23 protein-coding genes are annotated in these 21,980 nt (G+C 40.0%); all 23 read left to right on the plus strand.

Features of this window, described 5'->3' with window-relative positions:
- Positions 1–26 precede the first annotated feature (26 nt).
- On the plus strand, positions 27–557 hold the full coding sequence (locus tag FXF36_RS11970; RefSeq protein WP_151624388.1) for a YceD family protein: 531 nt from the start codon (positions 27–29) through the stop codon (positions 555–557).
- Between the two features lies 1 nt (position 558).
- Positions 559–738, plus strand: coding sequence for a 50S ribosomal protein L32 (rpmF, locus tag FXF36_RS11975; protein WP_090149549.1), 180 nt, complete (start codon positions 559–561; stop codon positions 736–738).
- Positions 739–899: 161 nt separating this feature from the next.
- Positions 900–1,922 (plus strand): phosphate acyltransferase PlsX, encoded by a 1,023-nt coding sequence (gene plsX / locus FXF36_RS11980; protein WP_151624390.1) that lies wholly within the window; start codon positions 900–902, stop codon positions 1,920–1,922.
- Positions 1,923–1,925: 3 nt separating this feature from the next.
- Entirely contained in the window at positions 1,926–2,162 is a 237-nt protein-coding gene (gene acpP / locus FXF36_RS11985) for an acyl carrier protein (RefSeq protein WP_151624392.1), read from the plus strand.
- A gap of 67 nt (positions 2,163–2,229) precedes the next feature.
- Positions 2,230–2,937 (plus strand): ribonuclease III, encoded by a 708-nt coding sequence (gene rnc, locus FXF36_RS11990; RefSeq protein WP_420330082.1) that lies wholly within the window; start codon positions 2,230–2,232, stop codon positions 2,935–2,937.
- A gap of 168 nt (positions 2,938–3,105) precedes the next feature.
- Positions 3,106–6,666: a chromosome segregation protein SMC gene (smc, locus tag FXF36_RS11995; RefSeq protein WP_151624396.1), complete on the plus strand. Its 3,561-nt coding sequence runs from the start codon at positions 3,106–3,108 to the stop codon at positions 6,664–6,666.
- A gap of 2 nt (positions 6,667–6,668) precedes the next feature.
- Positions 6,669–7,598, plus strand: coding sequence for a signal recognition particle-docking protein FtsY (ftsY, locus tag FXF36_RS12000; protein WP_151624398.1), 930 nt, complete (start codon positions 6,669–6,671; stop codon positions 7,596–7,598).
- 23 nt (positions 7,599–7,621) lie between these two features.
- Entirely contained in the window at positions 7,622–8,833 is a 1,212-nt protein-coding gene (ilvA, locus tag FXF36_RS12005) for a threonine ammonia-lyase (RefSeq protein WP_151624400.1), read from the plus strand.
- 82 nt (positions 8,834–8,915) lie between these two features.
- Positions 8,916–9,251, plus strand: coding sequence for a YlxM family DNA-binding protein (ylxM, locus tag FXF36_RS12010; protein ID WP_151624402.1), 336 nt, complete (start codon positions 8,916–8,918; stop codon positions 9,249–9,251).
- Positions 9,252–9,254: 3 nt separating this feature from the next.
- On the plus strand, positions 9,255–10,595 hold the full coding sequence (gene ffh, locus FXF36_RS12015) for a signal recognition particle protein (protein ID WP_151624404.1): 1,341 nt from the start codon (positions 9,255–9,257) through the stop codon (positions 10,593–10,595).
- A gap of 50 nt (positions 10,596–10,645) precedes the next feature.
- Complete coding sequence (gene rpsP / locus FXF36_RS12020) at positions 10,646–10,888, plus strand: 30S ribosomal protein S16 (RefSeq protein ID WP_028246986.1); 243 nt, start codon at positions 10,646–10,648, stop codon at positions 10,886–10,888.
- 33 nt (positions 10,889–10,921) lie between these two features.
- Positions 10,922–11,158, plus strand: a complete 237-nt coding sequence (locus FXF36_RS12025) for a KH domain-containing protein (protein ID WP_151624406.1) — start codon at positions 10,922–10,924, stop codon at positions 11,156–11,158.
- Positions 11,159–11,447: 289 nt separating this feature from the next.
- The gene (locus tag FXF36_RS12030; protein ID WP_151624408.1) at positions 11,448–11,939 is read left to right on the plus strand and encodes a hypothetical protein; all 492 of its coding nucleotides are present in this window, start codon (positions 11,448–11,450) and stop codon (positions 11,937–11,939) included.
- Positions 11,940–12,000: 61 nt separating this feature from the next.
- Positions 12,001–14,271: an ABC transporter substrate-binding protein gene (locus tag FXF36_RS12035; RefSeq protein WP_151624410.1), complete on the plus strand. Its 2,271-nt coding sequence runs from the start codon at positions 12,001–12,003 to the stop codon at positions 14,269–14,271.
- 227 nt (positions 14,272–14,498) lie between these two features.
- Positions 14,499–15,488 (plus strand): ABC transporter permease, encoded by a 990-nt coding sequence (locus tag FXF36_RS12040; protein ID WP_151624412.1) that lies wholly within the window; start codon positions 14,499–14,501, stop codon positions 15,486–15,488.
- Between the two features lie 13 nt (positions 15,489–15,501).
- On the plus strand, positions 15,502–17,031 hold the full coding sequence (locus FXF36_RS12045) for an ABC transporter permease (RefSeq protein WP_151624414.1): 1,530 nt from the start codon (positions 15,502–15,504) through the stop codon (positions 17,029–17,031).
- A gap of 13 nt (positions 17,032–17,044) precedes the next feature.
- The gene (locus FXF36_RS12050; protein WP_028246992.1) at positions 17,045–18,190 is read left to right on the plus strand and encodes an ABC transporter ATP-binding protein; all 1,146 of its coding nucleotides are present in this window, start codon (positions 17,045–17,047) and stop codon (positions 18,188–18,190) included.
- Complete coding sequence (locus tag FXF36_RS12055; protein ID WP_151624416.1) at positions 18,183–19,166, plus strand: ABC transporter ATP-binding protein; 984 nt, start codon at positions 18,183–18,185, stop codon at positions 19,164–19,166. The genes FXF36_RS12050 and FXF36_RS12055 overlap by 8 nt, the downstream gene beginning before the upstream one ends.
- A 2-nt stretch (positions 19,167–19,168) precedes the next feature.
- Positions 19,169–19,555: a hypothetical protein gene (locus FXF36_RS12060; RefSeq protein ID WP_151624418.1), complete on the plus strand. Its 387-nt coding sequence runs from the start codon at positions 19,169–19,171 to the stop codon at positions 19,553–19,555.
- 14 nt (positions 19,556–19,569) lie between these two features.
- Positions 19,570–20,088 carry a ribosome maturation factor RimM gene (gene rimM / locus FXF36_RS12065; RefSeq protein ID WP_151624420.1) on the plus strand — a complete coding sequence of 173 codons (519 nt, stop codon included), beginning with the start codon at positions 19,570–19,572 and terminating at the stop codon, positions 20,086–20,088.
- A 1-nt stretch (position 20,089) separates the two neighbouring features.
- Entirely contained in the window at positions 20,090–20,791 is a 702-nt protein-coding gene (trmD, locus tag FXF36_RS12070; protein ID WP_151624422.1) for a tRNA (guanosine(37)-N1)-methyltransferase TrmD, read from the plus strand.
- A gap of 103 nt (positions 20,792–20,894) precedes the next feature.
- On the plus strand, positions 20,895–21,245 hold the full coding sequence (gene rplS / locus FXF36_RS12075; RefSeq protein ID WP_151624424.1) for a 50S ribosomal protein L19: 351 nt from the start codon (positions 20,895–20,897) through the stop codon (positions 21,243–21,245).
- A gap of 127 nt (positions 21,246–21,372) precedes the next feature.
- Positions 21,373–21,972 (plus strand): signal peptidase I, encoded by a 600-nt coding sequence (gene lepB, locus FXF36_RS12080; protein ID WP_151624426.1) that lies wholly within the window; start codon positions 21,373–21,375, stop codon positions 21,970–21,972.
- Positions 21,973–21,980: the final 8 nt, after the last annotated feature.

Here is a 21,980-nt window from a genome sequence, read left to right on the forward strand (position 1 = left end):
TGACAAAGTGTGGATAGGAGATATTTATGAAGATTTCTATTAAAGATATTACTTCATTACCTGATCAGAGTAAGAAGTTTAAAGGCGATTGCGAAATCACAGAGTTTTCTTACCTTGGCAGTAATTTTTCTATCAATCACATAGAGCCATTTGATGTAGTTTTATCTATGATCGGCACTGGAAAGCTTCACATCACATTGAACACTACAGCTACTGTTGTTGGTCCATGTGACAGATGTTTGACAGACGTATCATTTCAGGTTCCTGCTTCTGTAGATGAAACTGTTCAGGTTTCGGAGGGACAGGTTGTTACTGATGATGATATTGGTCCTTATCCATTTGTTGATGGAGAGGACATAGATGTAGATGAACTCATATTAAACGAGATCTTAGTGAATTTCCCGGCAAAGATATTGTGCCAGGATGACTGCAAGGGCATTTGCCCAGTTTGCGGTAAGAATCGTAACATCGAAGCTTGTGGCTGCGATGACACAGTTTTAGATCCTAGAATGGCACAATTTTTAGATGTCTTTAATAGCTTTAAGGAGGTGAAATAGCATGTCTATTTGTCCAAAGAACAAATCTTCTAAGGGAAGAAGAGATAAAAGAAGAGCAAACTGGAAGATGAGCAACCCAACACTTGTTAAGTGTTCTAAGTGTGGTGAGCTTATGGTACCACATCGTGTTTGCAAGGCTTGCGGTTCATACAACAAGAAAGAAATCGTAGCAGTTGATTAATTATTAATTCCCCGTATTTTATACGGGGAATTTTTTTGCCCAAAAGCCTTTTTAATATAGGGTGCTGCCCTAATGGAAGGGCTGAGGTAGACATCCGAATTTAATTGAATTTCTCTGGCATATAAAGTATACTTTTATAAGTATGTAGAAAGGGAGTAATCATGGCAGAGTATACAGTAGTTGCACTTGACGCTATGGGCGGTGATAATGCCCCTTCAGAGATGGTCAAGGGTGCAGTTGATGCAGTTAATTTAAATAAAGAAGTTAAGGTTATTCTTGTAGGAAAGGAAGACGTTTTAAAGTCTGAGCTTAGTGCACACGCCTATCCTGCAGACAGAATTGAAATAAAGCATGCAAGCGATGTTATCGAGACAGCTGAGCATCCTGTTATGGCAATCAAGAGAAAGAAAGATTCTTCTATGGTTGTAGGTCTTCATCTTGTAAAGGAAGGCCAGGCAGATGCATTCGTTTCGGCTGGAAATTCCGGGGCACTTTTAGTAGGTGGTCTTGGAATTGTTGGAAGAATTCGTGGTATTGAGCGTGCTCCATTCGGCGCTATTATCCCTACTAAAAATGGCGTATGTCTTCTTGCAGATTCTGGAGCAAATGTTGACTGTCGTAGCAGTCATCTTGTTCAGTTTGCAAGGATGGGCAGTATCTACATGGAGAAGGCTCTTGGTATCAAAAATCCTCGAGTTGCTATTGTTAACAACGGCGCAGAGGAAGAAAAGGGAAATGCTCTTGTGAAGGAGACAATGCCACTTCTTAAGGAATGCTCAGATATCAATTTCATTGGTGGTATCGAGGCACGAGAGATTCCTAATGGCACAGCAGATGTTGTTGTTTGTGACGGCTTTGTTGGTAATGCACTTCTTAAGCTTTACGAGGGGCTTGCAAGTACACTTATCAGTGTCATAAAGGGCGGTCTTATGAGTACACTTCGCTCTAAGATTGGCGCAGCACTTGCTTTGCCTGCTCTTAAAAAGACACTTAAGTCATTTGACGCCACTACTTATGGAGGAGCTCCACTTCTTGGCCTTAATGGTCTTGTGGTTAAGACTCACGGAAGCGCCAAAGCAAACGAGGTTAAGAACACTATTTTTCAGTGTGTAACCTTCAAGGAGCAGAAAATTAACGAGCTTATCAGAGATTATATTGTGATAGATAAACAAAAGGAGGACTAGACAATGGAATTCGAATTATTAAAGGAGATTATTGCTGAGGTATTAAACGTAGATGCAGCTGAGATTAAAGAGAGCACAACTTTCGTTGATGACCTTGGTGCTGATTCACTTGATGTTTTCCAGATTATAATGGGTGTTGAGGAAAAGCTCAATATCGAGGTTGATACAGATGCAGCTGAGAAGCTTTCAACTGTAGGTGATGCAGTTGAGCTTATCAAGAAGACTGTAGCTGAGAAATAATCAAAAGGTTCAAAGCATCCAGCTTTGGCTGGATGCTTTTCTTAAATTTTAAAACTCTATTGGAGGTATGATTTTGAAGGATTTAAAGGAATTTCAAAAGACTATCGGCTATGAGTTTAGAGACGAAAGCTTATTACGCCAGGCGCTTACACACAGTTCTTACGCTAATGAGCATCACATGAAGAAGCTCTCTGACAATGAGAGACTTGAGTTTCTTGGTGATGCGGTGCTTGAAATTGTTTCGAGTGAGTTTTTGTATCTAAATTACACCGATTTAAATGAGGGTAAGCTTTCTAGGCTTCGTGCAAGTATTGTTTGCGAGCCTACACTTGCTTACATCTGTAAGGAGATTAATCTTGGTGATTACGTTCTCCTTTCTAAGGGTGAGGATATGACTGGTGGACGTACACGTAAGTCTATTTTGTCAGATGCCTTTGAGGCTACTATTGGTGCTATCTTTTTGGATGGTGGAATGGAGCCTGCTTCTAAATATATTCATCGCTTTGTTTTAAATGATATTGAACATAAGCAGCTGTTTTATGATAGCAAGACACGTTTGCAAGAGGTCGTTCAGGCTAATTTTAAGGAAGCTCTTACATATGAGCTTCTTTCGGAATCTGGTCCTGATCACGCAAAACAGTTCGAGGTTCGTGCAATGGTTGGCACTCGTGTCTTAGGCAGTGGAATCGGCAGCACCAAAAAGGCAGCCGAGCAGGAAGCGGCCTACGAAGGTCTTATGCGCCTCCACAAGGAAGATTCGATTAAAATCATTTAATGTATGAAGCAATATTTTCGATTAAGAATATGTTTTGCTTTTTCATAATCCAGCATGTAGCTGACAAGCTCTTGATGTTACTCAAGGAGAGCTTTCTATGCTCGACGGAGTAATATCAAGGCTTGTAAGTGTAACAGGCGGAATAATTATAAAAACTAGGGGAATAATATGTACTTAAAAAGTATAGAAATATATGGTTTCAAGTCTTTTGCCAAGAAGATGAAATTCGAATTCCATAACGGCATCACTGGTATCGTTGGTCCAAACGGCTCTGGTAAGAGTAATGTTGCGGATGCGGTGCGCTGGGTACTTGGCGAGCAGTCTGCAAAGCAGCTTAGAGGTTCATCCATGCAGGATATCATCTTTGCAGGAACTGAGGCTCGTAGCCCGCTTTCTTATGCGTATGTTGCACTTACTATGGATAATAGTGATCATGTGCTTCCGATTGATTATGAAGAGGTTACAATTGCAAGACGTGTTTACCGTTCTGGAGAAAGCGAATATCTTCTCAACGGTGCGCCATGCCGTCTAAAGGATGTCGCAGAGCTTTTCTACGATACTGGTGTCGGCAAGGAAGGCTATTCTATTATCGGACAGGGTCAGATTGAGAAGATTCTTTCTGGTAAGCCTGAGGATAGACGTGAGCTTTTTGATGAAGCTGTAGGTATCGTTAAGTATAAAAAGCGTAAGGCTGCATCTGTTAAAAAGCTTGAAAGCGAACGCGAGAATCTTGTTCGTGTAAACGATATTCTCTCTGAACAGGAGCGTCGTATCGGACCTTTGGAAAAACAGTCTGAGGACGCCAAGAAATATCTCAAATTCAAAGAGGATTTAAAGAAGATTGACGTTAATGCTTTCTTACTAGAGGTAGACAGACTTCAGAACAATTTGGATGATGTTGAAAAGAACTCAAAGATTGCTTCACAGCAGCTGGAAGAGAGCAAGAATGCTCAGGAGGAAATTCGCGTTAAGTATGATGCCCTTGAGCAGGAGATTACTGAGCTTGACGAGAAGATTGAAAGCTTAAAGCAGGAGCAGTCAGATTCTACACTTCTCAAAGGAAAGCTCGAAAATGAAATTGCTCTTTTGGAGGAGCAAATTCGTTCGGCAAATGCATCTGAGGAGCAGCAGGCTAATCGTATTGCTGAAATTGAGGCTGACAAGGCTGAAAAGGAAAAACAGCTTACTGAGTTCAATATAGAGAAAGAATCTTTTGATAAGACATTGGATGAGGCTGTTGAACGTCTTAATTCTGTAAAATCAAGCTATAGCGAATTGCAGAATGCAATTCTTGTAAATAATGAGAAAATCGATGCTGACAACAAGGCTATTATGGAGCTCCTCAATAACCGTGCTTCAATTAAGTCTAAAGAACAGCGTCTTGAAACAATGCTTGAACAGACCAATATCCGTAAGGCAAAGCTGACACAGCGCCTCTTGGAGCGTAAGACTCGCGAGGAGGATTTGGACGTTGCTGTTGCACTTGCTGAGGAAGACTTTAAGAATGCGCAGAGTCTTCTTCTTGAGTTGCAGGATAAGGATAAGGAATTTTCTGCAAAAGCAGTTGAATGGAAGGAAAAGAGCAAAAAGAATTTTGAGTCACTTCAGGCTAAGAAGGATGAATTTGCCCGTGTTCAGACACGTTTGGAGTCTATTAAAAATATAGCAGAACGCTATGAGGGCTATGGAAATTCAACCCGTAAGGTGATGGAGCAGAAGGGCAGAATCGATGGCATCGAGGGCGTTGTCTCTGATCTTATCCATGTTGAAAAGAAATATGAAATGGCTATCGAGACAGCTCTCGGTGGTAATATTCAAAATATTGTTACAAAGGATGAGGCTTGTGCTAAAAAGCTTATCAGCTTCTTAAAGGAGAATAAGCTTGGACGTGCCACATTCCTTCCTCTTACATCTGTAGATGGACGTGGTAACTTCAAAAAGACTGAGGTTCTTGATGAGAAGGGTGTACTTGGTCTTGCATCAGAACTTGTAAGCTGTGACAGCAAGTTTGATGGTGTTGTAGCCTATTTGCTTGGTCGAGTTGTTGTTACAGATAATATTGATTCAGCTATCGCTCTTGCAAAGAAGAACAATTACAGCATCCATATAGTCACTGTTGATGGCGAATATTTGGCGCCAGGTGGTTCAATGACTGGTGGTCACTTTAAGAACAAGTCAAATCTTCTTGGACGAAACCGTGAGATTGAGGAGCTTGAAGAGAAGCTTGATGTTCTCTCAAAGGAAATGGATGAACTGAAGAATAGAGCAGCTGAAATTGAGACTGCTGCTGCACTTCTTGATTCTGACAGGGAAGACAATACTTCAAAGCTTAATGAAGCTGCTATTGCTCTTAATACTGCTAAGCTTGGCTTGGACAGAGCAAACGAGCAGAAGAAGGAGAGCTTGACAGCTTACGAAGGCCTTGCTAAGGAAAGTGAGGAGCTGGAGGCTCAGCTTACAGAAATTACTGCAGGCAAAAAGGAAATCGAATTTGAAAAGCAGGAATCTGAGTCTAAGGAAGCGGAGCTTCAGGCAGAGATTCAGAAGCTTTCTGACGAGGTTGACGAGAAGACTTACATGGAGACCTCTGTTAACCGTACTATGTCTGAGGTACTCATTGAAGAAGCAAATGCCAGAAGTAATGTTGATTTCGTTCAGCAGAACATTAACCGTGTAACTGCAGAAATCGAAAAATGCTTATCAGATATTGAATCTATCAAAGAAAACGCTGCATCTTCTAAAGAGGAGACTGAGGCTAAGCAGAACAGAATCGAAGAAATTAAGAGCACGATTGCTGCATCTGACGATTCCTTTGGAAAACTTGAGTCAGACATAAAGGAGAATATAGCAAAGAGAGATGCTCTCAACAACTCTCACAAGAATTTCTTCGAGCAGAGACAGGAGATCTCCGACAGAATCTCAGAGCTGGATAAAGAATGCTATCGTCTTGGTGCTCAGATTGAGAAGATTAACGATGCAATTTCTTATCAGAATAATTACATGTGGAATGAGTATGAGCTCACTTACCATAATGCTGAGGAGCTGAAGGATCCTGAGTTTAACGACCTTGATCAAATGAAGAAGGATGCGAATAAGATTAAGAATTCCATCCGTGCAATGGGCAACGTCAATGTAAACGCTATTGAGGAATATAAGGAGCTTTCTGAACGCTATAATTTCCTCAAAGGACAGCACGATGATTTGGTTGAGGCAGAGGCTTCACTTGTTCGTATTATCGAAGAGCTTGACGAGGGAATGAGAAAGCAGTTTACAGAGGGCTTTAAGGATATTCAGGTTCAGTTTGACAAGGCTTTCAAAGAGCTTTTTGGTGGTGGACACGGTTCACTTGCTCTTGTTGACGAGGAAGACATTCTTGAAACAGGTATTATTATCAATGCTCAGCCACCTGGAAAGAAGCTTATCAATATGATGCAGATGTCCGGTGGTGAGAAATCGCTTACAGCTATAGCGCTCTTGTTTGCAATTCAGAATCTGAAGCCATCACCATTCTGTCTTCTTGACGAGATTGAGGCGGCTCTTGATGACGCAAACGTAGACCGTTTTGCAAATTACCTGCACAAGCTTACAAAGAATACTCAGTTCATTGTTATCACTCACCGTCGTGGTACTATGAATGCAGCTGATCGTCTCTTTGGTATTACTATGCAGGAAAAGGGTGTTTCGACACTTGTATCAGTTAACCTTATTGAATCGCAATTGGATGATTAAACATGGCAGAAAAAATTAGTTTTTGGAAACGTCTGGTTAATGGTCTGACCAAAACCAGAGATAATTTCATAAAATCCATGGATTATATTTTTAATGGATTTTCAAACATTGATGAGGACTTCTACGAGGAATTGGAGGAGGTTCTTATAATGGGAGACATTGGTGTGCGCACTACCGAGACTATCCTTGATGATCTTAAGGAGGCAGTTAAAAAGGAGCACATTAAGGAACCTTCCGAATGTAAGGAGTTTTTGATTAACGAGATAAAGACACAGATGGCTTTAGATGAGACCAGTTTTGATTTCGAGAAGAAGACCTCTGTTGTACTTGTCATTGGAGTTAATGGTGTCGGAAAGACAACCACCATCGGAAAGCTTGCAGGAAAGCTTAAAGCTCAGGGCAAGAAGGTTATGGTGGCAGGTGCTGACACCTTCCGTGCTGCAGCTTCGGATCAGCTTAAGGAATGGGCAGATAGAGCATCTGTAGAATTTGTTGGTGGGCCAGAAGGCTCGGATCCTGCAGCTGTAGTTTATGATGCAGTACATGCCGCAAAGGCACGTGGTGTTGATATTCTGCTTGTTGACACGGCAGGTCGTCTACACAACAAGAAAAACCTTATGAATGAGCTTTCTAAGATTAACAGCACTATCTCTAAAGAATTCCCAGAGGCTTACAGGGAGACTCTTATTGTTCTTGACGGAACAACAGGTCAGAATGCCCTTGTTCAGGCAAAGGAATTCTCTGAGGTTACAGATATTTCTGGTATAGTTCTTACAAAACTTGACGGAACTGCAAAAGGAGGTATTGCAATCGCAATACAATCTGAGTTAAAATTGCCAGTAAAATACATTGGTGTTGGAGAAACAATAGACGACTTAGAGAAGTTCAACGCAGACGATTTTGTTAATGCTTTGTTCTACGCTGAAAACTAAATAGCCGTCAGAGGGAGAAAGACATGCTTACTTTGGACAAATTTGAAGAGGCCTCTAAAATCGTTACAGAGGTCACACACGAGACGAAACTAGTTTACAGCGATTATTTCAGCGAGAAATCAGGCAATGATGTTTACCTTAAACCTGAAAATATGCAGCTCACTGGCGCTTACAAGCTTAGAGGTGCTTACTACAAGATTAGTACACTTACAGATGAGGAAAGAGCCAAGGGCTTAATTACTGCTTCTGCTGGAAACCACGCACAGGGCGTTGCTTACGCAGCAGCTAAATATGGCGTTAAGGCAACAATCGTAATGCCTACAACTACACCTCTTATCAAGGTTAATCGTACAAAGAGCTACGGTGCAGACGTGGTCCTTTATGGAGATGTTTATGATGAGGCTTGCGAGCATGCGTATAAGCTTGCAGATGAGCACGGTTACACATTTATTCATCCATTTGATGACTTGGCAGTGGCTACTGGCCAGGGTACAATCGCAATGGAAATCTTCAAAGAGCTTCCACTTGTAGAATATATTTTAGTTCCAGTTGGCGGAGGCGGACTTGCCACTGGTGTTTCTACACTTGCAAAGCTTCTTAATCCAAAGATTAAAGTTATTGGTGTTGAACCAAGTGGTGCAGCATCGCTTAGAGCTTCCTTCGACAAGGGAGAGGTTACAACACTTTCCTCTGTAAATACTATTGCAGACGGTACTGCTGTAAAGACTCCGGGAAGCAATATTTTCCCATATCTTCAGGAGAATATCGATGAAATCATTACAGTTGATGATGATGAGTTAATCGTTGCGTTCCTTGACATGGTCGAAAACCACAAGATGGTAGTTGAGAATTCTGGCCTTCTTACAGTTGCAGCCTTAAATCACCTTGATTTCAAGGGAAAGAGAGTTGTTTCTGTACTTTCAGGTGGAAATATGGATGTTATCACAATGTCATCTGTAGTTCAGCAGGGCTTGATTTTTAGAGACAGAATCTTTACAGTTTCAGTTCTTCTTCCTGACAAACCAGGTATGCTTGCAAAGGTTTCTCAGGTTATTGCAGACCAGCAGGGTAATGTAATAAAGCTTGAGCATAACCAGTTTGTTACTACAAACCGTTCTGCAGCTGTTGAGCTTCGCATTACTCTCGAGGCCTTTGGAACTGACCATAAGGGCCAGATTATTAAAGCTCTTGATGAAGGTGGCTACAGACCAAAGATAGTTAGAACTTCTTTATAAAAATATTTTTAAGTGTCAAGTAAATTCACTTGACACTTATTTATTTATATAGTATATTAGTCTGCGGTGATAAAGGAGCGTTATGGAAGATAAGATTAAATCAGGATATTTATATGATTTCTATGGTGAGCTTCTAACGGAGCATCAGCGTAGTGTATATGAGATGAGTATAAATGATGATTTGTCTTTGTCTGAGATTGCGGATTCCTTATCTATTTCCCGACAGGCAGTTCACGATATGTTAAAGCGTTGTGATCGACAGCTTGAGGAATACGAGGAAAAGCTTCACCTGGTAGAGAAGTTTATGAATGTAAAGGCCGATGTTCTTCGAATTAACGAACTGACATCGCAGGCACCTAGCAAAGAAACTTTAGCTGAGATTTCTCAGTTATCTACGTCAATTTTAGAGGAATTATAATATATGGCTTTTGATTCACTTTCAGAAAAGCTTCAAGGGGTTTTTAAGAACCTTAGAAGCAAGGGTCGACTTACAGAGGCTGATGTGAAAGCAGCTCTGAAGGAAGTAAAGATGGCTCTTCTTGAAGCTGATGTTAATTTTAAAGTAGTAAAGCAGTTTACTAATACTGTCACAGAACGAGCTATTGGTTCAGATGTAATGAATGGCTTGAATCCTGGACAGATGGTTATAAAGATTGTAAACGAAGAGCTTGTTAATCTTATGGGCTCAGAGGTTACAGATATCACTTATGGTACAGGCGGAGCCATTACCACAATCATGATGGTTGGTCTCCAGGGTGCTGGTAAGACTACCACTACAGCAAAACTTGCTGGTAAGGTAAAACAGCGCGGCAAGAAACCTCTTCTAGTTGCCTGTGATATTTATCGTCCTGCCGCTATTGAACAGTTGCAGGTCAATGGAAAGAAGCAGCAGGTTGAGGTATTTTCTTTAGGCGATAAGGAAAAGCCTGTAAAGATAGCTAAAGAAGCTATGGATTATGCTAAGAAGAATGGGTTTGATGTAGTCATTTTTGATACAGCAGGTCGTCTTCATATAGATGAGGATATGATGAATGAGCTTGAATCCATCAAGCAGAACATCAATATTCTCAATACCATTTTGGTAGTTGATGCGATGACAGGTCAGGATGCAGTTAATGTTTCCCAGACTTTCGATGAAAAGATTGGTATTGACGGTGTTATCATCACAAAGCTTGATGGTGATACCAGAGGTGGTGCAGCCCTTTCTATTAAGGCTGTCACAGGAAAGCCTATTTTATTTGCAGGTATGGGCGAAAAGCTCTCTGATTTGGAGCAGTTCCACCCAGATCGTATGGCTAGCCGAATCCTTGGCATGGGTGACGTGTTGTCACTCATCGAAAAGGCGGAGGCAGAAATTGATAAGGACGCGGCATTAGCCCTTTCAAAGAAGGTTAAGAAGGCATCCTTCGATTTCAACGATTATCTCACATCTATGGAGCAAATGAAGAAGCTTGGAGGACTTACCTCTATCCTTGGTATGATGCCGGGTATAAATGCTTCTCAGATGGCAGAGCTTGAAAATGCTGTGGATGATAAGAAGCTCGCACATATCGAGGCTATCATTCTTTCAATGACTCCAGCTGAGCGTGAGAATCCAAAATTACTAAATCCTAGCAGAAAGCACAGAATTGCTGCTGGAGCTGGTTTAGATATAGCAGAGGTTAATCGCTTCATTAAGCAATTTGAGCAATCAAAGAAGATGATGAAGCAAATGCCGAATATGATGGGAAAAGGACGACGCGGAATGCGTTTTCCATTTTAACCGTTAGTAATTTATTAATTTATTGTTTTATTTAACAGGAGGAATTAAAAATGGCAGTAAAGATTAGATTAAAGAGAATGGGTCAGAAGAAGAGACCAATCTACAGAATCGTAGTAGCAGACGCTAGAGCACCACGTGATGGTAGAAACATCGATGAGATCGGTACATACGATCCAAACCAGGAGCCAGCTGAGGTTACAGTTGACACTGAGGCAGCTAAGAAGTGGATTGCAAACGGTGCAAAGCCAACTGAGACAGTTGCTAGACTTTTCAAGCAGGCTGGTGTTCAGTAATCATTCATAATCGAAAGGTAGAGGAATATAGTGATGAAAGAATTAGTTGAAGTAATTGCTAAGTCACTTGTAGACAATCCGGAAGAGGTTGTTGTTTCCGAGAAAGAGGACGCTAAGTCAATTGTTGTTGAACTTCGCGTTGCACCTTCTGATATGGGTAAGGTTATTGGAAAACAGGGTAGAATCGCAAAGGCTATACGTGCGGTTGTTAAGGCTGCAGCCTCAAAGATTGACAAGAAGGTAATTGTTGACATCGTTGATGCCGACTAATGGGACTCATGGGCCGGATGCAAATCGGGCCCATATTTTTTAGAATATTGTTTCTTGTGGTATACAATACTTTATTGCTTTAGTTCAGTAAAGCTTTAAACTGATAACGAAATGCCGTAAAATCACAGCTTCTTCACATTATGAATTATTATTCAAAAACTATGAATAAAAAGAACCCTTGATAATTAAATCTCAATTTATTAGAATAGCTTTTGTGAACAAGGGCGTTCTTATCCTTGTTTTTTTGTTATCTTGGATGTCCGTGTGACAGAAACATTTGTATTTTGATATGTTTTTAAAAAAGGATTATGACGGAAGCGTATATCAGCTTCCATACGAAGAATCAGAGTTTAAGAAGAATAAAATTATAACAGCCATTTTTTGTATTTCTTTTATTCTGATATATATAATAGTAGGTTCTGTTAATACAGCTTCATCAAGAACTATTTGGATTGTATTTCCATTTATGTTTATGTTTCTTCCAATGGCATTTAATGCTCTTGGAACTATTAATATGATAGGACTGAAGCCAGTGATGCTTAATGCTGATTATGAGAGATCTATTCTAAGAATAAAGAATTGCTCCATGGCTGTATTGGTAATGGCTGTCATTAATATCATTTTGGATTTGATCTTTATTATTCTGAATCATACTGATTTAGATTTTGTTATAGAAATTTCTTATATAATGCTCTTACTATTGCTTATAGCTATGGTTGTTGCATTTGGTAAGAAATATGACAAAATGTTTGGAGGGGTTACATTGTACTCCAATCAATAAAGATAGTTTGCTCCCGGGGTATTATTTAGGGTGTAAATATATATTATAGGAGGATTTTCTTATGAAAAAGAAAAAGATTGTTTCGCTTCTTCTTGTCGCAGCTATGTCACTTTCAATGGTTGCTTGTGGAAAGAGCGCAGACACAGCTAGCAAGTCTAGCGAGAGTGGCAGTGAATCTACTTCATCTTCAGACACTCCACTTGTTATCGGCTGGGATGCAATGAGCCAGAAGTTCAGCCCATTCTTTGCTGAGTCTCATCCAGATATGTATTTGGATGATAAGTGTGTACAGATTGGTCTTCTTAGTGTCGACCGTGCAGGTCAGTACATCTTAGAAGGTATTGATGGCTATAAGGCTGAGTACAATGGAACAGAGTACACATATTACACACCATCTGATATCAAAGTAAATGAAAACGAAGATGGTACAGTTACTTATGATATCAAGATTAGAGATGACATAAAGTTCTCTGATGGAGAGCCTGTTACTATCGATGATGTAATCTTCTCATTCTATGTAGTATCAGATCCTACATATGATGGTCCTTCAACATTTGCTTCACTTCCTGTAAAGGGTATGGAAGAGTATAGAAGTGGTGTTTCTACACTTTCTAGTCTTATTGCTGAGGCAGGTAAGGACAACACAGATTTCACAAACTTTACGGAAGAGCAGCAGAAGGCATTCTGGGATGCTTGTGCAAACGAAGGTGCTGCATTCACACAGTCTATCGTAGATTATATGGTAGAGAATGCTGGTGTTGCTGAAGGTGATGTTTCAGCTGCAGCTGCAGGTTGGGGCTTCGAGCTTCCAGCAGGCGCTACAACAGAGGATTTCTTCCTTGCAATTGGCGAGCAGTATGGTTGGAATTTCGCATCTATGGATAAGGAAGCAGCTTCAGTAACAATCGCTGATTCATTCCCTGAGGACGTACTTGCTATGTCTACAACAGGTGTTCAGACAGGTGAGTCTGCAGATCACATTGAAGGTATTGTTAAGACAGGTGACTATAGCATGACTGTTACACTCACAGAGTTTTCTGCACCAGCTATCGAAAAGCTTGGAACAGCTATTGCTCCAATGCACTACTATGGCGACAAGTCACTTTATGATTATGACAATAACAAGTTCGGTTTCCCTAAGAATGATCTTTCAATTGTAAGAGAAAAGACTACTAAGCCACTTGGTGCTGGTCCTTACAAGTTTGTAGAGTACAAGAACAAGATTGCTTATCTTGAGGCTAACGAGAACTACTATCTTGGAGCTCCAAAGATTAAGTCTCTTCAGTTTAAGGAGACACAGGAGGCTGATAAGATTCCTGGTGTACTTCAGGGAACAATTGATCTTTCAGAGCCTTCAATCTCTAAGGCTGCAGTAGAGCAGATTTCTGGTGAGAACTCTAATGGAGAGCTTGCTGGTGATAAGCTTACAGCTACACTTGCAGATAACCTTGGTTACGGTTACATTGGTATGTGCGCTAAGAACGTTAAGGTTGGAAACGATGCTTCAACAGAGCAGTCTAAGGACCTTCGTAAGGCTATTGCAACAGTAATTGCTGCATACCGTGATGTAGTTATTGATTCATATTATGGAGAGGCTGCTGAGGTTATTCAGTATCCTATCTCTAATTCTTCTTGGGCAGCTCCACAGAAGTCTGACCCAGATTATGAAATCGCATTCTCTAAGGATGTAGATGGAAATCCAATTTACACAGAGGGAATGTCAGATGATGAGAAGTACGATGCAGCTCTTAAGGCAGCTCTTGGTTACTTCGAGGCAGCTGGCTACACAGTTGAAGATGGCAAGCTTACAGCAGCTCCTGCTGGTGCAAAGCTTTCATACGAGGCTATGATTCCTGGTGGTGGAAATGGTGATCACCCAGCATTTGGTATTCTTACAGGTGCTAAGGAGCAGTTCGCTAAAATCGGTTTCGAGCTTGTAATTAATGACCTTGCTGATTCTTCAGTACTTTGGGATACACTTTCAGCTCAGAAGGCTGAAATCTGGTGCGCAGCTTGGGGTGCTACAGCTGATCCTGATATGTATCAGGTATATCACAGCCAGGGCGGTTCAGCATACCAGTATGCTGTATACTCAGATGAGCTTGATGCTCTTATTGAGGATGCTAGAACAAGTGCAGATCAGTCTTACAGAAAGGCTGTTTATAAGGAATGTCTTGATTTCATCGTAGACTATGCTGTAGAAATTCCTACATATCAGAGACAGAACGGTGTTCTTTACTCTTCAGAGAGAGTTAATATTGATTCTCTTGTAAAGGATCCTACACCATTCTGGATTTGGATGGATGAACTCGCTACACTTGAGATGAATTAATTTAAGTCTTCTTTATTTCCTAGGGCTTGTGTATAATAGCCCTAGGAAATATTTTGCTTATTTTTTTAGATTAAAACTACCTTTAATAAATATATGAAAATAAAGGTATTTTATGATGGGATGGGTTATTGAATTTGGTAAAGGACATTTGTCCTTTATTTGTCTCACCATAAAATATCTTTATTTATGAAATAAAGGGGAATAATAAAGAAAGGAATTTTAGTGTCATGAAGAAATTTGTGATCAGACGATTATTATTATCAATCGTAATCTTGTTCTTCGTATCGATGATTATCTATGCAATCATGAGATGCATGCCTACATCCTTCGTAGAACAGAAAGCTATGGCTCTTTCACAGAAGCCAGGAGCTAAGAGCTACCAGGAGTGGCTCGACCAATTAAATGCAGCCTATGGTCTTGATGTAGGTATTGTCCAGGGATATCTTAAATGGTTTGTTAAGCTTATCACTCAGCGTGATTTTGGAGATAGCTGGTACTTTAACATGCCTGTACTTGAGAAGTTTTCTAGTGTAATTTGGTATTCATTTGCACTTTCACTTGCTTCATTCATCCTTGAGATTTTTATTGCTATTCCTTTAGGTGTAATTGCTGCAAGAAAGCAGTATTCAGGTGCGGATTATGCCATTACTGTATTTGCTCTTATAGGTATTTCACTTCCAAGCTTTTTCTTCGCAACAATTCTTAAATGGATTTTTGCAATTAAGCTTCAGTGGTTTGACCTTTATGGTATTGTAGGTCGTAATTATATGAATCTTTCTACAGGTGGAAAGATTCTTGATATGGCATACCATCTTATACTTCCAGCTATTACACTTACTATTGTTTCAGTAGGTTCTTTAATGCGTTATACACGTACTAACATGCTAGAAGTACTTAATGCAGATTATATCCGTACAGCTCGTGCTAAGGGTCTTTCTGAAAAGAGAGTTGTAAATCATCACGCTTTTAGAAATATTCTTATTCCAATCATCACTCTTCTTGGTGGTACTTTGCCAGGACTTTTTGGTGGTGCTATGATTACTGAAACATTGTTCCAGATTCCAGGTATCGGATATACATCATATCAGTGTATTATTCAGGGAGATATCCCATTTGTAATGTTCTATATGTTATTCTTTGCAATGCTTATTCTTTTGGGCAACCTTATTGCAGATATTCTTTATGCTGTAGTTGACCCACGAGTAAGAGTAAATTAAGGAGGAAAGTAACGTGAGCGAAGAGAAGAATTTAAATAATGAAGAGCTTGCACTTGATGATGCTAACCGCGTTCAGGTTCTTTCTCCTGGAATGATGGTTGCAAAGCGTTTCTTTAGAAACAAGCTTGCTATTACAGGTCTTATTATTATTGCCTGCATGTTTTTATTTGCATTTTTAGGTGGTGTAGTTGTTCCGTATTCTCAGTCAGAGGTTTTTTACACATCTGAGGAGATGAAGAAGGATTATGCTGGTGCTACAGAAATTTCAGAGTACCAGGTTTTTGCAAATGAGGGAGAAGAGCTTCCAAAGGATATCAGCTCTAAGCTTATCCTTGCTCTTACAAAGAAGGAAGCTACTATCACAACACGAGATGGTTCTACATTTGCTTTAAATGAGCTTAATAACGATATTTTTGAAATTGCCAGTGCTGATGGTAGCAAGAGTCTTGCTTATGTATGCAAGCTTCAGGCATACGCTCCAGAAGGTGGTTTGGTAGAGTCTGGACTTACAGCTGCAATGGTTGCTGCTAGAGCAAATGATGAGTCAAGCTTTGAGTACAATGGCGCAACTTATACAGTAGAAGAGCATGGCTCAGGTACTATGGTAAGAAATGCTTCCGGTGAGGATGTTGCATATGTTACATCTTACAGTATCAATGCTGTAGAAAATGGTGTTATTATTTCGATTGATTTCAGAGAGGCAGTTGTAGCGGCTATTTCTAGCAAGGCAGATTCTTTTGAATTCGATGGAGAGGAATATCAGATTTCTAATAAGAATGGTCAGTATACAATTACTAAATATAAGAATACTAGTGTAATCAACCAGTTTGAGGCACCATCTTCAAAGCACTTGGTTGGTACAGATGGAAACGGAATGGATCTTCTTGCTCGCCTTATGTACGGTGGTCGTATTTCCCTTCTTATTGGTTTTGTAGTAGTAGCAATTGAGCTTTGCCTTGGTATTATTGTTGGTGGCTTCGCTGGTTACTTTGGTGGATGGGTAGATACTCTTCTTATGAGACTTGTAGATATAATCTACTGTGTACCTTCAATGCCACTTTACCTTATCCTTGGTTCTATCATGGATTTCTATAAGGTTGATGCAGGAATACGTATTTTCTATCTTTGTATTGTAATGGGACTTATCGGTTGGGTAGGTATTGCCCGTATCATCAGAGGTCAGATTTTATCTCTTAGGGAACAGGAATTTATGACAGCCTGCGAGGCTTGTGGTATTAGCATTAGACGTCGTGTGTTCAAGCACCTTATTCCTAATGTTATTCCTCAGCTTGTAGTTTTTGCTTCTATGGATATCGGTGCTGTTATCCTTGCTGAGTCTACACTTTCATTCCTTGGACTTGGTGTTAAGTACCCAGCAGCTTCTTGGGGAAATATAATCAATGCTGTTAACGATTCTTACGTTATGACAAACTACTTATTCGTATGGATTCCAGCTGGTATTCTTATTCTCCTTACAGTACTTGCGTTTAACTTTATTGGTGACGGCCTTCGTGATGCTTTCGATCCAAAGATGAAGAGATAATAGAGGTGATAACATGGCAAAGAAAAATGTAAATTATATATCAGCCAAGGAATCCCGTAAGATTTCAAAAGAGAATCGAAAGATTACTAAGGAATTCGAGGCTAAGAGAAATAGAAAGCATATTCCAGAAGAGGAATATATTACAAAGATGAAGAACCCAGAGAACTGTGTTGAGTTCGATGATGTTCATACATACTTCTTTACTGATATCGGAACAGTAAAGGCTGTAGATGGTGTTTCATTTAACGTGCCACAGGGTAAGACTGTTGGTATCGTAGGTGAGTCTGGTTGCGGAAAATCAGTTACATCACTTTCTATGCTTCAGCTTGTACAGCGTCCACAGGGGCAGACAGTTTCAGGTGAAATTCGTTTCAACTCTGGTGATGAGTGCGTTAATGTTGTTAATGCTCCAGCATCAAAGATGCAGGAGCTTCGCGGAAACAAAATGGCTATGATTTTCCAGGAGCCAATGACAGCACTTAATCCTGTATTTAGAGTAGGTGCTCAGATTGACGAGGTTATCAAGCTTCATCGTCCAGAGATGAGCGATGAGGAGATTAAGAATCGTACAATCGAGATGCTTGGTATGGTTGGTATCGCTAATAAAGAAGGTGTTTACTCAATGTATCCTCACGAGCTTTCAGGCGGTATGAGACAGCGTATTTGTATCGCTATGGCACTTGCCTGCGAGCCAAAGCTTATCGTAGCTGACGAGCCTACAACAGCTCTTGATGTTACTATCCAGGCGCAGATTCTTGACCTCCTTCGCGATCTTAAGGACAGAATCAACAGCTCAATCATGCTTATCACACACGACCTTGGTGTTGTAGCTGAGATGGCAGATTATGTTGTTGTTATGTATGCTGGTCGTGTAGTTGAAAAGGGTACAGCAAGAGAAATCTTCAAGGACCCACGTCATCCTTACACAATTGGTCTAATGAAGTCTAAGCCAGTTGTTGGACAGAAGGTAGATGAGCTTTACTCAATCCCTGGTTCTGTTCCAAACCCAGTTAACATGCCAGATTATTGTTATTTTAAAGATAGATGTGATATGTGTATGGAATGCTGCAATGGCGAGTTCCCAGAGGAATACTATATCTCAGATACACATATGGTAAGATGTTACAGATGCAAAGAGGAGGGTGAGAGACATGAGTAACGAGAAAGACTACATCTTAGAAGTCAATCACCTTAAGAAATACTTCCCTATCAAGGGCGGCTTCTTTGGTGGTGTAACAGGAAACGTTAAGGCTGTAGATGACGTTTCATTTAAAATCGAAAGAGGTACTACAATGGGTCTCGTAGGTGAGTCTGGTTGTGGTAAGTCTACTACAGGACGTACAATTCTTCGTCTTCTTGAAAAGACTGATGGTGAAGTTATTTTTAACGGCGAGGATGTAAATTCAAAGAGCAAGAAGGAACTTAGAGAACTTCGTACAAAGATGCAGATTGTTTTCCAGGATCCATATTCTTCTCTTTCACCACGTCTTCCAATCGGTGAGATTATCGGTGAGGCAGTTAGAGAGCATGGTCTTGTTCCTGCTGCTGAATACGATGAATACATCTCAAAGATTATGAAGGAGTGTGGTCTTCAGGAGCACCATAAGGATAGATATCCTCATGAGTTCTCAGGTGGTCAGAGACAGCGTGTATGTATCGCTCGTGCACTTGCTCTTAATCCTGATTTCATCGTATGTGATGAGCCAGTATCTGCTCTTGATGTTTCTATTCAGGCACAGGTTATCAACCTTCTCAGAAAGCTTCAGAAGGATAGAGGCCTTACATACTTATTCATTTCACATGATCTTTCTGTAGTAGAGCATATCTCTGATACAGTTGGTGTTATGTACCTTGGCGGACTTGTTGAGACCGGTAAGACAGAGGACATTTTTGCAAATCCTCTTCATCCTTACACAAAGGCACTTTTCTCAGCTATTCCAATGCCAGATCCAGATTACAAGAAGGATAGAGTAATCCTTGAGGGTGATATTCCTTCACCAGCCAATCCACCTAAGGGATGTAAGTTCCACACAAGATGTTCAGAGTGTATGGGCATTTGTAAGGAAGTTGCTCCAGAGTCAAAGGATATGGGCAATGGACATATTGTAAGATGTCACCTTTATGATGATAAATAATTATGAATGATTTTAGTTATTTAAGAAAAATATTAGCTTCTGATTCTTCAGAGGTTTTACAAAAAGCTTTCAAGTCTCTCAGCAATGAGGGACTTGAAGTCTATGTACAGGATTTCGATAAAAGCTTTAAAGTTGCAAATGAAAAGCTTTTGAAAAAGGCTGGTTTTTTACTTGTTCCAGCGGCTGATTGGGATTTTGCCGTAGAGATTCTTGGGAGCATTGGACTCGAAAATTATCTTACAGAATGTGAGATTCCAGATGGAGCAAAGTCTGAATATGATATTGCTGTTGAGAAGTACTACAAAAAGCGAAAATGGACTTATATTGAAACAGGTGTTATTATCGTTGTAGCACTTATGTATTTTTTATTTAAAATTTTCACCAATTGATTTAGGAGGCTTTATTGGAAGAATTATTTCAGGTCGGTTCAATAACACAGACACATGGTATAAAAGGTGAGGTTAAGGTATTTCCTCTTACTGATGATATTACCCGTTTTAAGGGTATGAAGCATCTTCTTTTGGATGGTGGTAAGGATGGCTATATTGAGCTTGAGGTAGAGAATGTCCGTCCACAGAAGAATCTTGTTATCCTTAAGTTTAAGGGAATTGATAATATCAATGATATTGAAAAATTTAAAGGCAAGGGCCTTTATGTTACAAAGGATAATCGTGTAGAACTTAAGAAGGATGAGTATTTCATTGCTGATTTAATTGGATGTGATGTATATACAGATGAGAATCCTGATGAGAAGTTCGGTGTGATTTCTGATGTAATGGAGACAGGGGCGAATGATGTCTATGATATTGAGCTTATAAATGGAGGAAATGTTCTTCTTCCTGCTATCAAGGACTGTATCTTGAAGGTAGATGTGGATGCACGTCGAGTAGATATACATTTATTGAAGGGATTGATGGATTAGCATGAAGTATTATATTTTAACCCTTTTCCCAGAAATGATAGAGGATGCCTTAAATACAAGTATTTTAGGTCGTGCCAAGAATGCAGGGGCTATTTCATTTGAGGCTGTAAATATTCGCGATTACACCCTTGATAAGCACAAAAAGGTAGATGACTATCCTTATGGTGGTGGTGCTGGCATGGTTATGCAGGCTCAGCCAATTTACGATGCTTATCAGGCTATTTGCAAGAAGGCAGGTCATAAGGTTCATTGCATTTACCTTACACCACAGGGACAGCTGTTTAAGCAACAGAATGCTAAGGAGCTTGCACTAAAAGAGGACATATGCTTATTATGCGGTCATTATGAGGGTATTGATGAGCGAGTTCTTGAAGAAATTGTTGATGAGTATTATTCAATCGGTGATTATGTTCTTACAGGTGGAGAGCTTCCTTCTCTTGTAATGATAGATGCAATTTCGCGAATGGTGCCAGGAGTGCTTACAAACTCTGAGTCAGGAGAGGATGAGTCATTAGAGAACAACTTGCTGGAATATCCTCAGTATTCACGTCCAGAGACCTGGAATGACAGGAAGGTTCCATCTATTTTATTATCTGGTGATCATGCTAAAGTTGATGCTTGGAGAAAAGAGCAATCAATTCTTCGTACAAAGGAAAGAAGACCGGATTTGTACGCAAAATATTTAGAATCAACGGTTGATTAATGGTTTAATCCGTGTTATTATACTAGAGTTGCTAAAGAAGAGATGGTCCGCTGATTTGCAATAGGGCATTTCAAGAACGTCGCGATGTTTAGGAGGAATTAAAATGAACGCAAACGAGATTATTAGAAACATTGAAGCTGCAGAGCTTAAGGCTGAGCTTCCTGAGTTTTCAGTAGGAGACACAGTTAAGGTTTACGGCCGTATCGTCGAGGGTAACCGTACACGTACTCAGGTATTTGAGGGTACAGTTATTAAGAGACAGGGTGGCAGCAACCGTGAGACATTTACAGTACGTAAGTCATCAAACGGTGTTGGTGTTGAGAAGACATGGCCACTTCACAGCCCTAACGTTGAGAAGATCGAAGTAGTTCGTAAGGGTAAAGTTCGTAGAGCTAAGCTTTACTACCTCAGAGATCTCACAGGTAAGAAGGCAAAGGTTAAGGAGAGAATCTAATTACTCCAATCTCGAAAGTTTATGGAACAGTCACGGTTGTGGCTGTTCTTTTACTTTTAAGGACTTTTAATGGAAATTATATCCAAAGTGCGGTAAAATTATCCTAAAGTGTAAAAGGGAAATTATTATGATTTTTTCAAAAAGAAAAAGTTTTTTAGATAAGAAAACCGTCAAAAGAAAAGACGGATTGAACTTTCGACGCAGGCGTAGAAAGATTGATTTCGACAAGGTTAGATATATAGGGATTCTGGCTGGAGAGCTTGCGGTAGTTATTGCCTGCGCTTATGGTGTGGTTGTATGCTTTGGTAAGCAGGTTGAATGCTCGAATGCTTCAATGGAGCCTACTTATCAGACTTCAGATGTTTTGCTTATTAATACTGTAGCTTATAAGCTTTCAAAGCCAGAGACGGGTGATGTTATTGCTTTCAAGCCTAGGTCAAATGTTAATGCCAGCTTTAGTGTGAAGCGTATCATAGCGACGCCTGGTGACACTATATATATCAATAATGGGCGTATTTATTTAAATGACGAGCTCTACAAGGAAAATCTTGAGGTCGAGCGAATTGAAAATCCTGGCATTGCAGCAACTCCAATCACTTTAATGGATAATCAATATTTTGTTCTTGGAGACAATCGTAATTCTTCTGAGGATTCCAGATATGAGAGTGTTGGTTTTGTTACAAACGAGGATATTTTAGGAAAAGTTTGGATGAGATATCCATTTTAAAATAGATT

Origin of the sequence: Pseudobutyrivibrio xylanivorans (assembly GCF_008935055.1) — a bacterium.
Taxonomy (GTDB): domain Bacteria; phylum Bacillota; class Clostridia; order Lachnospirales; family Lachnospiraceae; genus Pseudobutyrivibrio; species Pseudobutyrivibrio xylanivorans_A.